The sequence below is a fragment of the Alteromonas profundi genome (assembly GCF_010500865.1).
GTDB lineage: Bacteria > Pseudomonadota > Gammaproteobacteria > Enterobacterales > Alteromonadaceae > Alteromonas > Alteromonas profundi.
This window is the reverse complement of record NZ_JAAAWN010000012.1, coordinates 101,716-115,800: the sequence shown is the minus strand read 5'-3', so window position 1 is coordinate 115,800 and position 14,085 is coordinate 101,716. Positions and strand designations below refer to the sequence as shown.

Annotated in this window: 9 protein-coding genes; 3 read left to right on the top strand and 6 right to left on the bottom strand. The window is 45.0% G+C overall.

Translation table 11 applies throughout. The features are described 5' to 3' along the window. The first annotated feature begins 100 nt into the window (after positions 1-100). A complete protein-coding gene (locus GTH32_RS10730) occupies positions 101-2,059 on the top strand; it encodes a tetratricopeptide repeat-containing sulfotransferase family protein (RefSeq protein ID WP_163085579.1) in 1,959 nt (652 codons plus the stop codon). An 81-nt stretch (positions 2,060-2,140) separates the two neighbouring features. Here the strand turns inward: GTH32_RS10730 and ppsR are convergent, their stop codons facing one another. Further along, positions 2,141-2,953 (bottom strand): posphoenolpyruvate synthetase regulatory kinase/phosphorylase PpsR, encoded by an 813-nt coding sequence (gene ppsR / locus GTH32_RS10725; RefSeq protein ID WP_163085577.1) that lies wholly within the window; start codon positions 2,951-2,953, stop codon positions 2,141-2,143. A 257-nt stretch (positions 2,954-3,210) separates the two neighbouring features. Between ppsR and ppsA the strand changes: the two genes are divergently transcribed. Then, positions 3,211-5,583 (top strand): phosphoenolpyruvate synthase, encoded by a 2,373-nt coding sequence (ppsA, locus tag GTH32_RS10720; RefSeq protein ID WP_163085575.1) that lies wholly within the window; start codon positions 3,211-3,213, stop codon positions 5,581-5,583. A 73-nt stretch (positions 5,584-5,656) separates the two neighbouring features. On the opposite strand, the gene GTH32_RS10715 is transcribed toward ppsA, so the two are convergent. The 3 genes from GTH32_RS10715 to GTH32_RS10705 all read right to left on the bottom strand — a co-directional run bounded on the left by GTH32_RS10715 (position 5,657) and on the right by GTH32_RS10705 (position 8,963). Beyond that, positions 5,657-7,915 carry a xanthine dehydrogenase family protein molybdopterin-binding subunit gene (locus GTH32_RS10715; protein ID WP_163085574.1) on the bottom strand — a complete coding sequence of 753 codons (2,259 nt, stop codon included), beginning with the start codon at positions 7,913-7,915 and terminating at the stop codon, positions 5,657-5,659. Next, entirely contained in the window at positions 7,912-8,418 is a 507-nt protein-coding gene (locus tag GTH32_RS10710) for a (2Fe-2S)-binding protein (RefSeq protein ID WP_163085572.1), read from the bottom strand. The genes GTH32_RS10715 and GTH32_RS10710 overlap by 4 nt, the downstream gene beginning before the upstream one ends. A 320-nt stretch (positions 8,419-8,738) precedes the next feature. Next, on the bottom strand, positions 8,739-8,963 hold the full coding sequence (locus GTH32_RS10705; protein ID WP_163085570.1) for a tellurium resistance protein TerC: 225 nt from the start codon (positions 8,961-8,963) through the stop codon (positions 8,739-8,741). 372 nt (positions 8,964-9,335) lie between these two features. Between GTH32_RS10705 and ydiJ the strand changes: the two genes are divergently transcribed. Beyond that, complete coding sequence (ydiJ, locus tag GTH32_RS10700; protein ID WP_163085568.1) at positions 9,336-12,389, top strand: D-2-hydroxyglutarate dehydrogenase YdiJ; 3,054 nt, start codon at positions 9,336-9,338, stop codon at positions 12,387-12,389. On the opposite strand, the gene GTH32_RS10695 is transcribed toward ydiJ, so the two are convergent. Next, on the bottom strand, positions 12,386-12,844 hold the full coding sequence (locus GTH32_RS10695; protein ID WP_163085566.1) for a GNAT family N-acetyltransferase: 459 nt from the start codon (positions 12,842-12,844) through the stop codon (positions 12,386-12,388). The two genes, ydiJ and GTH32_RS10695, sit on opposite strands and share 4 nt — an antisense overlap. A gap of 12 nt (positions 12,845-12,856) precedes the next feature. Next, positions 12,857-13,972 carry a JmjC domain-containing protein gene (locus tag GTH32_RS10690; protein WP_163085564.1) on the bottom strand — a complete coding sequence of 372 codons (1,116 nt, stop codon included), beginning with the start codon at positions 13,970-13,972 and terminating at the stop codon, positions 12,857-12,859. Between the last annotated feature and the right edge of the window lie 113 nt (positions 13,973-14,085).

Here is a 14,085-nt window from a genome sequence, read left to right as displayed (position 1 = left end):
AGTCTATTTAACATGTGAATAGAAAATGGCAGGCGAAAGCCTGCCATTTTTTTCCAGATAACATCGCGAATTAAATCTTTTGAATATTGTAATGTAGGCTATGAACGCAACGGAATTTCAACAACACATTGGTAAAATTAAACATGCGGTGCAGGGCTCTGCGTTCTCCAACGCCAATCAGTTACTCTCTCAACTCAAATCGAAGGATTTGAATGCTTCGCAACATGTTGAAGTTCTATATCTTACGGCGGTAACCTGTCGCTTAAGTGGCGATTATCTTGCGGCTTCTCATCACCTTAATACGTTACTCAATATGCGTCCTGATTACGGCCGCGCACACCAAGAGTTGGCGTATAATTATGACGCATTGAATAAACCAAAAGAAGCAGCCAGTGCGCTGTTTACCGCTACTCATTATAATCCCGCGCTAATAAGTAGCTGGAAAAAACTTCTAACAGTTTATCGTAAACATAATGATAAAGATGCTGAACAGTTAGCGCTTCAACAACTCGAATACTTAGAAAGCCTGCCAGCACCTATTTTAGGCGCGTACGACCTAATGTACGAAAAGAAACTCGCCAGTGCTGAGCAAATATGCCGCCAGTTCTTACTAAAAAATAAGCACCATCCTGAAGCAATGCTTCTGCTCGCTGAGCTAGGTATTCAGCTTAAGGTCTACCATGATGCTGAGTTTTTATTAGAAAGTTGCAGCACACTTTATCCTGACAATTTGCGGGCGATAATTACCTATTTAAGTTTATTAGCCAAGCTGGGTAAGCATCAAAAAGTGCTCGAAATCGCCGAAATGCAGCGAGAGCGGTTTACCGATAACCTTCAAATTATTATGGCTAAAGCTAATGCGCTCTTAGGGCTGAATAAAACCGCCGAGGCAATAGCGATATATGATGATTTACTTGCCAAGGAAAAAGACAGACCCGCGGTATGGTTGGCGTTAGGCCACGCTTATAAATCGAAAGGAAAAACTGATAAAGCAATTTTTGCCTATCAGCAGGCCGCTTACTACCATCCTCAGTTTGGTGATGCGTATTGGAGTCTTGCTAATCTAAAATCTTATCGGTTTGATGACAAAGAAGTTAGTCGTATGCTGGAGTTGGAACAGCAACCCTCGATTGGGTTAGATGATCGAATTCATGTCTGTTTTGCCATTGGTAAAGCGCTTGAAGATATGAAGCGATACGACGACGCATTTTCATATTATAACCGTGGTAACCAATTTAAGCTTGCCTCAGTTCAATTCGATATTACGCGGACGGAGCAGGCCGTTGAATCGCAAATAGCGGTGAGTAGTAAGCAGGACTTTAACCGCGAGTCTACGGGTTTTCCTTCACCTGAACCTATATTTATCGTTGGGATGCCGCGAGCAGGTTCTACGTTACTCGAGCAAATCTTAGCCTCACAAGGTGACATTGATGGCACCATGGAACTACACAATATACTGAGCCTAGCGTCGTCTATTAGCAATCAGCAAAAACCTTACCCGTTCTGTCTTAACGAACTTACCTTTGAGCAACGCTATAATCTAGGCAAACAGTATATAGAGCAAACCAAATATTATCGGGGCAACGCGCCATTTTTTATCGATAAAATGCCGAACAATTTTATGCATATTGGTTTCATAAAGCAGATACTACCGAACGCAAAAATTATAGATGCGCGTCGCGATCCAATGGATTGCTGCTTTAGCAACTTTAAGCAGTTATTTGGTGATGGCCAAGAATTCTCCTACGGATTGGAGGAAATTGGACGCTACTTCGAGGCTTATGCTAAGCTTATGCGACACTGGGACAAGGTGTATCCAGGTCAAATTTTGCGCGTTACACACGAAGAGGTGTTAGACGATTTAGCGTTACAAGTAAAGCGGATGCTAGATTATATTGGTGTGCCTTTTGATAGCGCTTGTCTCGATTTTTATAACACTGAAAGGCTTATAAAAACCCCCAGCGCAGAGCAGGTGAGGCAACCTATCAACCGTAGCGGACAAGATAGGTGGAAGCCGTTTGAGGCACACTTATCGCCGTTACTGAAACGGTTTAAATAAGTCTATTACGCTATTAAAGTACTTGCGTTAAAGAAAAGACCTTTACCGAAGTAAAACGTACTCAGGTTAAGGTCACAGGCTTTAATACTTACGGCGTTTTAAGCCTGTTTCGGCAAGGATTTTGGCAGAAATCTCTTCTATCGAGTATTTTGTGCTATTAAGAAAAGGGATCTTTTCTTTCCTATAAAGGTTTTCTACTTCTCTTAATTCCATCCGACATTGCTGTAAAGACGCGTAGCGACTATTCGCGCGGCGCTCAGAACGAATTTGATGCAATCTATCTGGCTGAATGGTGAGCCCAAATAGCTTATTTTTATATTTTCTTAAGGCGGGGGGCAGCTTTAACATGTCCCCCATATCTTCTTCGGTAAAGGGGTAATTAGCGGCCTTGATACCAAACTGCAACGCTAAATATAAGCTAGTGGGGGTTTTACCCGAACGTGATACCCCCACCAAGATGAGATCAGCCTCATCATAATCCTTTAAATTAGAACCATCGTCATTGGCCAAAGCATAGTTAACAGCTTCTATACGAATATCGTACGTGGTTTCATGAATACTATGGGTACGATGTTTCTCAGGTTTTGATGGAACACCTAGCACTTTTTCCAAAGGCGCAACAAATTGATCGAGAAAATTGTAGTTAATTCCTACAGATTTGGAGATTATCTTGCGCACATCTACATTCACAATTGTATAAAAAACGAGCGGCCTCTCTCCGGTCTCTTGAAAACTTTCGGAAATTTTCTCCAAAACTTTATGGGCATGTTCCTCCGTTTCGACAAATGGAATGGTGTTGTGATTGAACTCAACAGGGAAGAGGGAAAGCAGGGCGTGGCCAAACACCTCAGACGTGATGGCCGTACCATCAGAAATATAGAAAGCTGTACGCACAACATATCCTTAACATTGTTGTAATTTAATTACATGATTAATAAATATTTTACTTTATAAATTTGCCCATTCTATGATGATTCTGTCGAAAAGCTAGATAGTTGTTGTAGTTGGTAGCGGGATATTCCTTACTACTGTCAGCTATCGTGAACAACAGGTGTCATTGACACGCTTCGACAACAATAATTTGTTATTTCAGATATTGCGTCTGAAATTAACCTCATACCCTACACAAAAATAAGCTGGAGGCTTGGGCTGTGCAAGAATACGTACTGTGGTATCAAGAGCTAGGCATGCATGATGTAAATCGCGTTGGCGGAAAAAATGCATCATTGGGCGAGATGATTTCAAACCTAGCAAACGCTGGGGTGCAGGTACCGGGAGGTTTTGCGACAACCGCCGATGCCTTTAATGAATTCCTATTGCAAAGTGGCCTAGAAGCCCGAATTCATGAAACCTTAGATTCCCTCGATGTTGACGATGTTAATGCCTTATCGGAGGCGGGAAACAATATTCGTCAATGGATCATAGACACACCATTTCAAGCAGAACTCGAAGAAGCGATTAGAGAGGCTTTCTTAACCCTTCAAGGTGATGCAGGCGAACAAGCATCATTTGCTGTACGTTCGTCAGCAACTGCGGAAGATATGCCAGATGCGTCGTTTGCGGGGCAACAAGAAACCTTCTTGAATGTGAAAGGCTACGATTCGGTAATGGTAGCCATTAAACACGTTTTTGCGTCTTTATTTAATGATCGTGCAATTTCGTATCGCGTGCACCAAGGGTACGACCATAAAGGGGTGGCACTCTCGGCGGGTATACAGCGAATGGTACGCAGTGACATAGCCTCTTCCGGGGTGATGTTTACCATAGATACTGAATCGGGGTTTGAAGACGTTGTATTTATCACAAGTTCATACGGTTTAGGCGAAATGGTCGTTCAGGGTGCAGTTAACCCCGATGAATTCTACGTGCATAAGCCTACGCTAGATAAAGGCTTGCCGGCCATTGTACGTCGTAATCTTGGTAGCAAACTTACTAAGATGATTTACTCAGACGATGAAGCGCACGGTAAGCAAGTGTCTATCGTAGACATTGATAGTAGTGACAGTAAAACCTTCTCACTCAACGATGAAGAGGTTATGGAACTGGCGAAGCAAGCGCAAATCATTGAGAAACATTATCAACGTGCCATGGATATTGAGTGGGCCAAAGACGGTGTAGACGGTAAACTGTACATTGTGCAAGCCCGCCCCGAGACCGTGCGTAGCCGCGAAGACTCTCAAAGTATTGAACGCTTCCAGCTTAAGGGCCAAAGTAACGTAGTTTGTGAAGGACGTGCTATAGGCCACAAAATAGGTGCCGGTGTAGCTAAAGTACTAGGTTCTATTGATGAAATGGATAAGATTCAAGCTGGCGATGTACTCGTTACTGATATGACAGATCCAGATTGGGAACCGATCATGAAAAAAGCATCGGCCATTGTAACTAACCGTGGCGGACGTACGTGTCATGCGGCCATCATAGCGCGTGAATTGGGAATTCCGGCCGTCGTGGGCTGCACAAACGCCACTGACAGTATTAAAACCGGTGATCGTATTACTGTATCGTGTGCCGAAGGTGATACCGGGTTTATTTATGGCGATGAGCTAGAATTCGATGTGGTTACTTCGCGCATCGATGCCATGCCTGATTTACCGTTAAGTGTAATGATGAACGTAGGCAACCCAGATCGAGCGTTCGATTTCGCTCGCTTACCTAGTGCTGGCGTAGGGCTTGCCCGCTTAGAATTCATTATCAATCGCATGATAGGCGTTCACCCGAAAGCACTGCTTAATTTCGATAGTCAGCCTGAAGAGTTGAAAGAAGAAATTAATGACATGATTGCCGGGTACGATTCCCCCAATGAATTCTATATAGAGAAGTTAGTTGAAGGAATTTCTACCATTGGCGCGGCGTTCTCGCCGAAGAAAGTCATTGTGCGTATGTCCGATTTTAAGTCGAATGAATACTACAACTTAGTGGGTGGGTATCAGTACGAGCCAGATGAAGAAAACCCTATGTTGGGTTTTAGAGGCGCAAGCCGTTACATCTCCGAAGACTTCCGTGATTGTTTCGCTTTAGAATGTGAGGCGATTAAACGGGTACGTAAAAAAATGGGATTAACCAATGTTGAGGTCATGATCCCCTTTGTACGTACCCTCGAGGAAGGCCGCAAAGTTATCGAGCTTCTTGCTGAGCAAGGGCTTCATAAGGGCGAAGACGGTTTACGCATTATTATGATGTGTGAGTTACCCTCTAATGCGTTACTTGCCGATCAGTTCCTTGATATTTTTGATGGCTTTTCTATCGGTTCAAACGACTTAACCCAGTTAACCCTTGGCCTTGATAGAGACAGCGGTTTAATTGCGCACTTATTTGACGAACGCGACGATGCCGTGAAAGCGTTACTTTCTATGGCTATTCGCGCGGCGAAAAAGCGTGGGAAATACGTAGGTATTTGCGGGCAAGGACCCTCTGATCACGAAGACTTCGCAGCTTGGTTGGTTGAAGAGGGCATCGATTCGGTATCGCTAAACCCCGATACTGTAGTAGAAACCTGGTTGTATTTAGCTGAAAAACACGGCTAAATAAAACAAAAAACCGCTTGTAAAAGCGGTTTTTTTTGGTTGCTTGTGTGGCTTTAACTGGCTAGCGTAACCGCTACGTTTTTAACTGGTTGCCAATAGGCAGATGTCGGATACGCTTGCCACAAGCAGCAAAGATAGCATTGCACAAAGCTGGCGCAAACACAGGCGTAGCCGGTTCGCCTACGCCTGCTGGCGGCGCTTCGCTTGGCACAATTTCAACCTCTACTTCTAACGGTGCATCGCTCATACGCGGAACGCGATAATCATGGAAGTTACTTTGCTGTGCACGCCCTTTATCAAAAGTAATACCCTCGCTTAGCGCGGCCGTCATACCAAAGATAGAGCCACCTTGCACCTGGTTTTTAACGGTGTCTGTATTTACTACCGTTCCCGCATCGATAGCAGACCACGATTTAATAACGGTTAATTCACCGCTATCCGACACCTCTACTTCTACCACTGTGGCCACATAGGTTAAAAAGCTACGGTGCGCAGCAATACCTAACCCCCGACCTTTGGGCATTTTTCGCCCCCAACTAGCCATATCTGCCACTTTTTCAATTACGTGACGTAAACGACTAATATCGAGAGGGTAGTCAGTCTTATCGCCACCGTAATTACCATATTCAGCGCCTTGTTCGCTCACATTTAAAATACGGTCTGGGCCTATGGTTGCGAGTAAGTAGTCTTTTTGATCTTTGCCGGCTTTATGCGCAGCTTCTGCGATAAACGACTGAATGGCAAAAGCATGGAATATATTTGAAACAGAGCGCATCCAGCCAACCCGTACCATTGCCTTAGCATTACCCACTTCTAGTTTTAGGTTGGGCGTGTTAATGGGGTTGTCGGTAAATCCTAGACCTAATTCGAAGTCCATAGGTGCGTTTGCGTTTTCTTGAAATAACCCTGCAATGGGGGAAAATGCGGTTCTATGTAGGTAGGCCTGTATAGCGCCATTGTCGTCTAAAGTCGCTTCAACATGTTGCGCTGACACCGCATGGTAGAAGCCGTGTTGAATATCGTCTTCACGGGTCCACTGTACGCGAATAGGCTGACCTGTTTTCATCGACAGGTAAGCCGCTTCTGCAGAAAAGTCAGGTTTTGATTTACGTCCAAAACCGCCCCCAAGTAGGGTGACATGTACCAAAACGTTTTCTTTTGGTATGCCCACCATGGTCGCCACAGTCGCCATATCAGCTTGCGGGTTTTGCGTTGCCGCCCATACTTCCACCCGGTTGTTGCTGAACATTGCAGTGGCGCAGGGTGGCTCCATAGGCGCTTGTGCCAAGTGAGGTATATAATAGTCGGCAACAAGTTTGTCCTCCGCTTTTTCAAGAACAGAGACAGCATCGCCTTTTTCTCTAACGTGTTGCTGAGGTTGGCTTACAGTATCTAACAGCTGCTGCTTAAACTTCTCTGAATTGTAGCGTCCATTCTCGCCGTCATTCCACTCAACGTTCAACGCTTTTCTGCCTTGCCAGGCTGACCAAGTATTTTCGGCAATAACGGCTACGCCGCCTTTGGGTTGGAACTGTAACGCGCCTTTTGGCGCCGGAATTTCTACAATATCTACCACGCCTTTAATGGCTTTAGCGGCGCTCGCATCTACCTTTTTTATGGTTCCACCGACAACCGGTGGACGCAGTATTACCGCCACGAGCGCCTTAGGCTCAAGTACGTCTGCCGCAAATGTTGCCTTACCTGTAACAATATCGTGAAGGTCGATATGTGCCATACCAGTGTTAATATAGCGCCATTCGCTTCTGTCTTTTAACTCTATCGCGTCGTTACCCGGCGGCGTGTACGTTAATGCATCGCGTACCAAGTCTTTGTAGCTAAGTGTTTTACCAGAACTGTGGGTGACGGTGTGTTGTTTGGCCACACAGGTATCAGGAGCCACATCCCAGCGCGCAGCGGCTGCGTGTTGCATCATATAACGTACACTCGCGCCCATTTCGCGTAAACGTTGCATGTTATAGCGAATACTGCGCGAACCGTCGGTATTCTGATCGCCATACTTAGGGTCGCCTTTGCCCTGAATGACCTTTACCATACTCCAGTCGGCTTCCATCTCATCAGCGACAATTTGTGCAATGGCTGTACGTATTTGCTGGCCCATTTCCGATCGATGACAGGTAACTTCTACAATGCCATCAGGACGTAATGCAACAAATAAGTTGGCTTGTTTTGCTTGTGTTGAAGGCTCAGAAAGAACGCCAGCGAGTACCCGTGGCGCAGCACCAACGAAATAAGTGCCTACTAAAAGCGCGCCCGCGGCCGAAGCAGAGGTTTTTAAAAATTTACGGCGGTTAACATCAAAATACGTACTCATGCCGATGCCTCCGTGTCATTTGGGTTAAAGTAGTTAACGCCGTTATTTGCTGACATGGTTTTAGCCGCCGATTTTATCGCCTTATGAATACGCGGGTAGGTACCACACCGGCAAATATTGCCAGACATGTTTGCTACTATTTCATCATCACTGGGATTGGAGTTGCTAGCCAATAAGCTGGCCGCCTGCATCATCTGTCCACATTGGCAAAAACCACACTGGGGCACTTTATGTTCCACCCACGCTTGCTGAACCGGGTGTTCGCCGTCTTTACTTAACCCTTCTATTGTGGTGATTTTCTTACCAGCTACCGCCGCTAATGGCAAAACACATGAACGTTGCGCTGTGCCATCAATATGTACGGTACATGCGCCGCATTGCGCCATACCACAGCCAAACTTAGGGCCCGTCAGGTTAAGTTCATCACGTAAGTACCAAAGTACAGGTGTGGTGGGATCGCCATTAAATTCATGTGTTTTGCCATTTACGGAAAACGTTACCATGGTGTTGTCTCCAAATGTATTTGAATGTAGCTTTATACCCTAAATTGCGATGCCTGTTTCACAACATAGGTGGGTAATAATGGGTGTAATGTCATTGCCCTACAACAGGCTATAACCCTAGCACGTGTTGAAGAAATTAACATAAAGTAAAGATTAATAGTGCGTAAAGTACGATGACAACATCGCGAATTTATGAAGATGAGAGGAATGGGCAAGCGAGGTAGAGGAATAGATAAGAGGTATAGGCATAGATACATTGCCGTTACACAATATTGCAACACCTTTTTCAGACGCGCAACGGCTTACCTCATGCTTTTGTTCTACTTAAATTTATTAAGCTTTCGAAGCAACATAAAACGGTCTAGCTTACGTGCGCTATTACGCATAGTGGCTTGACTGAATTTAAGCCACCCTCGAGCACGAGGCCAGTCGTAGCTTAATAGCATTAGCCCGCCAATAAGCAGTAAAATAGAGCCTGGCAGCAACGTTAGTAATATACCCGCGATGAGAAGTAACCCACCTAACGTTAATCGAATTATTTTCATGGTTGTTTACCTAATGTTGTTGGCTTCGCGTAAACCGAGCTTAGTGGTTCGCCTGGCAAGCGTTGTATAACTAACAAGTATACCTAGCAATTGAAAAAATGTGTTTCGCTACAGGAGAAAACGCCATTTATAAACGTGTTAGATTACGTACTGATTGTGTAGTACGGTACAGCGTTTGCCAATAGCTGAAATGTAAATCTCGCGTATTAATATGTAAATATCTTTGTCAGGCAGTGTCGCTACGCTATCTATTCTTACCTTATATTCTAGCTTATAGCATTAAAACTCATGAAAATTAGTTCAATTGTATAGAGACACAAGTGCGCCTTAGTTATACTAACGCCCAACACATATTTCAGAGGTTATATCGCATTGAGTTTGCCACGTGTTGCACCTAAGCAGAGTCTTTCAGAACATTATCAAGCCTATATTAATGCATTGTCTTCATCGGCCTTTAAGGGCGATATAGAGTACAGTTATGCAAGTCGACTGGCGGTAGCAACCGACAATTCAGTGTATCAAAAGCTCCCCCAAGCCGTGGTGTTTCCCACTGGGGTTGAAGACCTTTCCTTACTTGGCAAACTGGTAAACTCGCATCCGCTAGTGAAGTTTTCAGCGCGAGGGGGCGGCACAGGTACTAACGGCCAAAGTCTTACCGACGGCATTGTCGTCGACGTTTCTCGATACATGAATAAAGTATTAGAGATTAATGTGGATGAGCAATGGGTGAGGGTGCAAGCCGGGGTCGTAAAAGATGCGCTAAACGATGCACTTCGTCCCCACGGATTTTTCTTTTCACCGGATCTTTCTACCAGTAACCGGGCTACCGTGGGGGGGATGATAAGTACCGATGCGTCTGGTCAAGGTTCACTTGTGTACGGTAAAACAAGCGATCATGTATTGGGGTTAACGTCGGTGCTTGCTAATGGCGATGTGCTCGAAACCTCACCTATGAGTGTAACCGCAGCCAAAGAAATGGCAAAAGGCAGCGATAGTTATGCCACTATTTTACGGCAAGTTATCGCTACTTGTGTGGATAAGCGCAAGGCTATCATTGCTAAATTTCCACGCTTAAATCGCTTCTTAACCGGTTACGACTTAGAACATGCTTATAACGATAAAAATGAGACTATTGATGTAAGCCGGTTAATTACCGGCGCAGAAGGCTCATTAGCCATGGTGGCTGAAGCTAAATTATCGCTAACGCCCATTGCTACCTATAAAGCATTGGTTAATATTAAATACGACACGTTTGAATCTGCACTTCGCCATGCGCCTGCCATGGTGGCAGCAAATGCTACGTCGGTTGAAACTGTGGACTCAAAGGTTCTCAACCTAGCAAAAACCGATATCATCTGGCACTCCATCGCGGACCTCATTACCGATGTGCCCAATAAAGAATTATTGGGCCTTAATATGGTGGAATATAACAGCAACGATGAAGAGCAAATAAAACAACGTATTGCTACCCTTGAAGCTAGCCTCTCAAAAGCCGCTGAAACGGGTGAAGGCGGCGTTATCGGTTATCAAGTTACCTTTGATAAAGCCGATATAGGTCGCATTTACGCTATGCGCAAAAAAGCGGTAGGCTTACTAGGGAAAACGAAAGGGGTTCAAAAACCCATTGCGTTTGCAGAAGATACTGCTGTACCGCCTGAAAACCTTGCCGATTTTATTCTTGAATTTCGTTCATTGCTTGACAGCCACGGCTTACAGTACGGCATGTTCGGCCATGTTGATGCCGGGGTATTGCACGTTCGCCCCGCATTAGACTTATGCGATATTGAGCAAGAAAAATTAATGCATAAGATATCTGATGAAGTGGTTGCACTGGTCGCAAAATACGGCGGTTTAATGTGGGGAGAGCATGGGAAAGGCTTTAGAAGTGAATATGGCCCGGAATTTTTCGGCGATATGCTATTTACCGAATTACGCAAAATTAAAAGCGCTTTCGATCCACTAAACCAAATGAACCCAGGTAAAATTTGTACGCCAGTAGGAAGCAATGATGAACTGGTTAAAGTTAGCGATCCTAAACGCGCCACCTTAGATAGAACTATCCCAATTGCGTTTAAACAAGCTTTTGCACCAGCAATGGAATGTAACGGCAATGGCCTTTGTTTCAATTATGATACTCGCTCTCCTATGTGTCCCTCTAGCAAGGTGACAAAAGATAGACGCCATAGTCCTAAAGGGCGGGCAGGGCTTATCCGCGAATGGATACGCTTGTTAAGTAAAGAGGGCGTGGATACCAAGTCACTCACCGCAGAACAGTTTGATACTTCGTGGTGGCAACGATGGCGAAATAGCCGCGCGACACACAACCAAGATGACTTTTCCCACGAAGTACTTGAAGCGATGAATGGCTGTTTGGCGTGTAAATCATGCTCTAGCCAGTGTCCGGTAAAAGTTGATGTGCCTGAATTCAGGTCTAAGTTTCTGTCTATTTATTATCAGCGTTATATGCGCCCGCTTAAAGATCACTTGGTGGCAAATATAGAACGTATGGCACCGATAATGGCAAAAGCCCCCTCTTTGGTGAACGGCTTTTTAAAGCAAGGCTGGATGCAAGGCGCTATTGAAAAGGCAGTGGGGTATGTTGATACACCTATTTTATCCCAGCCTACGTTAGCAAATAGGGTGAAAGAGAAAGTAGCACACTATCATTTTGACCGGCTAAATCAGCTCAGTGATGATGAGAAAAGTAAAACCGTACTTATTGTTCAAGACCCTTTTACAAGCTTTTATGATGCCGGGGTAGTAGAGGATTATGTTTCTCTTACTAAAGCGTTAGGCTTCACTCCTGTGTTACTGCCGTTCAAACCCAATGGTAAACCTGAGCACGTAAAAGGCTTTCTACGTCGTTTCGCCAATACAGCAAAAAATACGGCCGGTTTTCTTAACGAGGTGGCTTCACTAAATATTCCAATGGTAGGCGTTGATGCTTCATTGGTGCATTGCTATCGCGACGAGTATGTTAAGGCGTTGGGGGAAGCGCGGGGTGATTTTCATGTACTTACCGTGCATGAATGGTTAGCCATGGTGCCAGATTCACTTTGGCAGCAAAAAGTGCAACGTAAAACCAAAGGTTCCAAGACCCAGCCATTGGCATTGCTAAGTCACTGTACAGAGAAAACGGCAATGCCCGCGTCAGAAAAACAATGGCAATCTATCTTCAATAAGCTCAATCAACCTGTAGATATTGTTGCAGTAGGTTGCTGCGGCATGGCCGGTACCTATGGGCACGAGGCAGAGCAAAAGGAAAGATCCTTGGCTATTTATGGTTTAAGTTGGGAACAAGCAGTGAAACGCTACCCATCAAATAACGTAATGGCAACGGGCTATTCCTGTCGTAGCCAAGTAGCAAGAATAGAAAAATTCAAACCCCTACACCCATTGCAATGTTTATTGCAGTTAGTGGCTTAGTGCATTTGTGATACGTCTGGCAGAGGAAAACGCTCTGCTGGGCAGCACATTTTTTGCCTTGGTACACCGCCGTCCATAAATACTTGGCCATCAATTTTAAAGCCAAGCTGCTGATGGTAGGAAACGCTGTCGAGGGTTAAATTAACTTTTACGGTAGGAACTTTGTGTTGTTTAGCAAGGTCGATAAGGGCGGCAAAAAGTGCCCGATAAACTGATAGATGACGATGTTTTCGTTTTACTGCTATACGACCTAACTCTCCGCAGCGGGTAAGGCGGCCGGTGGCGATAGGGGTGTTATTTTCCCCTATAACCAACACATGAAAAGCGTGATGATCCCGTTCGTCAAACTCGGCTTCCCGGGGCATTTGCCACTCTAGCACAAACACATGTTCCCTTAACGCCTTAAGTCTACTTTGATGTTGTTCCCAATCAACACTCTCTATGGTAAACGTCATTACAGTATTTAACTAACCTAACCATTCCCAATAACCCTTATTAATCAGTGTAGTTAAGGTTTCGAAAAATGCAAAACTCGGCGGCTTATCGCGCATTTGTACGTCTATAATATGGGAATTAACCAGTATTTCGGCCCAATCTTCATCATCAGCCGTATAACTGAAACCTTCACCATTAATATAGAACACCCCACTCCTATCAGTGGCCAAGGCTATGCCACGTACGCCAGGGGCACTGGCAAGGGGAATACCAGCGTTAAACGCCTCTGTCACATCTTGCTGACTATAAAGTTGTTCTGGCGGATACTCTGGTAGTCCTTGTTCACTTAATGACGCTAACATAGCGTGAGTAAAATCATCAGACTGTATGGTTTTAATTAGTTGCTCTTTTAGGGTTTGTATTTCACTTTCACTGATAAGGGCAGGCAGTTCAGCAGGGGAGCGCTTAGCATCGGTATACATAGCGTTACCTGCGCCACTTTCTAGCATAAATGACAAACTGTCGGCTAACTGATGGGTATCAGGCGCTCGAAAGCCCACTGAATAGGTTAGGCAATCTTCTAATGCCTTGCCATCATGGGGCCAACCCGGGGGAATATAAAGCACATCCCCTGGCTGCAGTACTTCGTCTATGACAGGGTCGAAACCAGCAATCTGTTTTAGTTTGGGGTGGGGGAATATCCCATCATAGCCCCCGGGGGGGCCTACCCGCCAGCGGCGACTGCCCTTGCCTTGTACTAAAAATACATCATACAAGTCGATATGCGCGCCAACACCGGCATCTTTGCTGGCAAAGCTAACCATAAGGTCGTCCAAGCGCCAGTTAGGTAAAAAACGAAATGGCTCTATAACGGGGGCAACATCGTGAATATAACGGTCTACCCCTTGCACCAATAAAGTCCATGCGCCCTTACATGCCGACGCGAAATCCGTGATCGGACCCTGCTCAACATCCCACTTATCGTCAACACATCGAATGATACGGCTATCAACCTCTTCTTCTTGCGCTAACCCTGCCAAGTCATGTTCATCGATAGGATCTGAAAATTCAGTGAATAAACCGCGTATTACTACTGGCTTTTGCTGCCAATAGTGGGAAAGGAAATGATCGATATCAAAGGTTTGCATAACGAAGCCCACGTAAAATAAGGCGCATATTATGCGGTATTCAAAAGCGCCTTACCAGTAAAGCAGGGTAGCAAGTTAGGTAACTCACCCTGTTTCGATAATTTCTGTTTGCT

Coding starts and splice junctions, on each gene's coding strand:
- GTH32_RS10730 (WP_163085579.1), top strand. CDS start 101: ATGAACGCAACGGAATTTCAACAACACATTGGTAAAATTAAACATGCG.
- GTH32_RS10715 (WP_163085574.1), bottom strand. CDS start 7,915: ATGAGTACGTATTTTGATGTTAACCGCCGTAAATTTTTAAAAACCTCT.
- GTH32_RS10710 (WP_163085572.1), bottom strand. CDS start 8,418: ATGGTAACGTTTTCCGTAAATGGCAAAACACATGAATTTAATGGCGAT.
- GTH32_RS10705 (WP_163085570.1), bottom strand. CDS start 8,963: ATGAAAATAATTCGATTAACGTTAGGTGGGTTACTTCTCATCGCGGGT.
- GTH32_RS10695 (WP_163085566.1), bottom strand. CDS start 12,844: ATGACGTTTACCATAGAGAGTGTTGATTGGGAACAACATCAAAGTAGA.
- GTH32_RS10690 (WP_163085564.1), bottom strand. CDS start 13,972: ATGCAAACCTTTGATATCGATCATTTCCTTTCCCACTATTGGCAGCAA.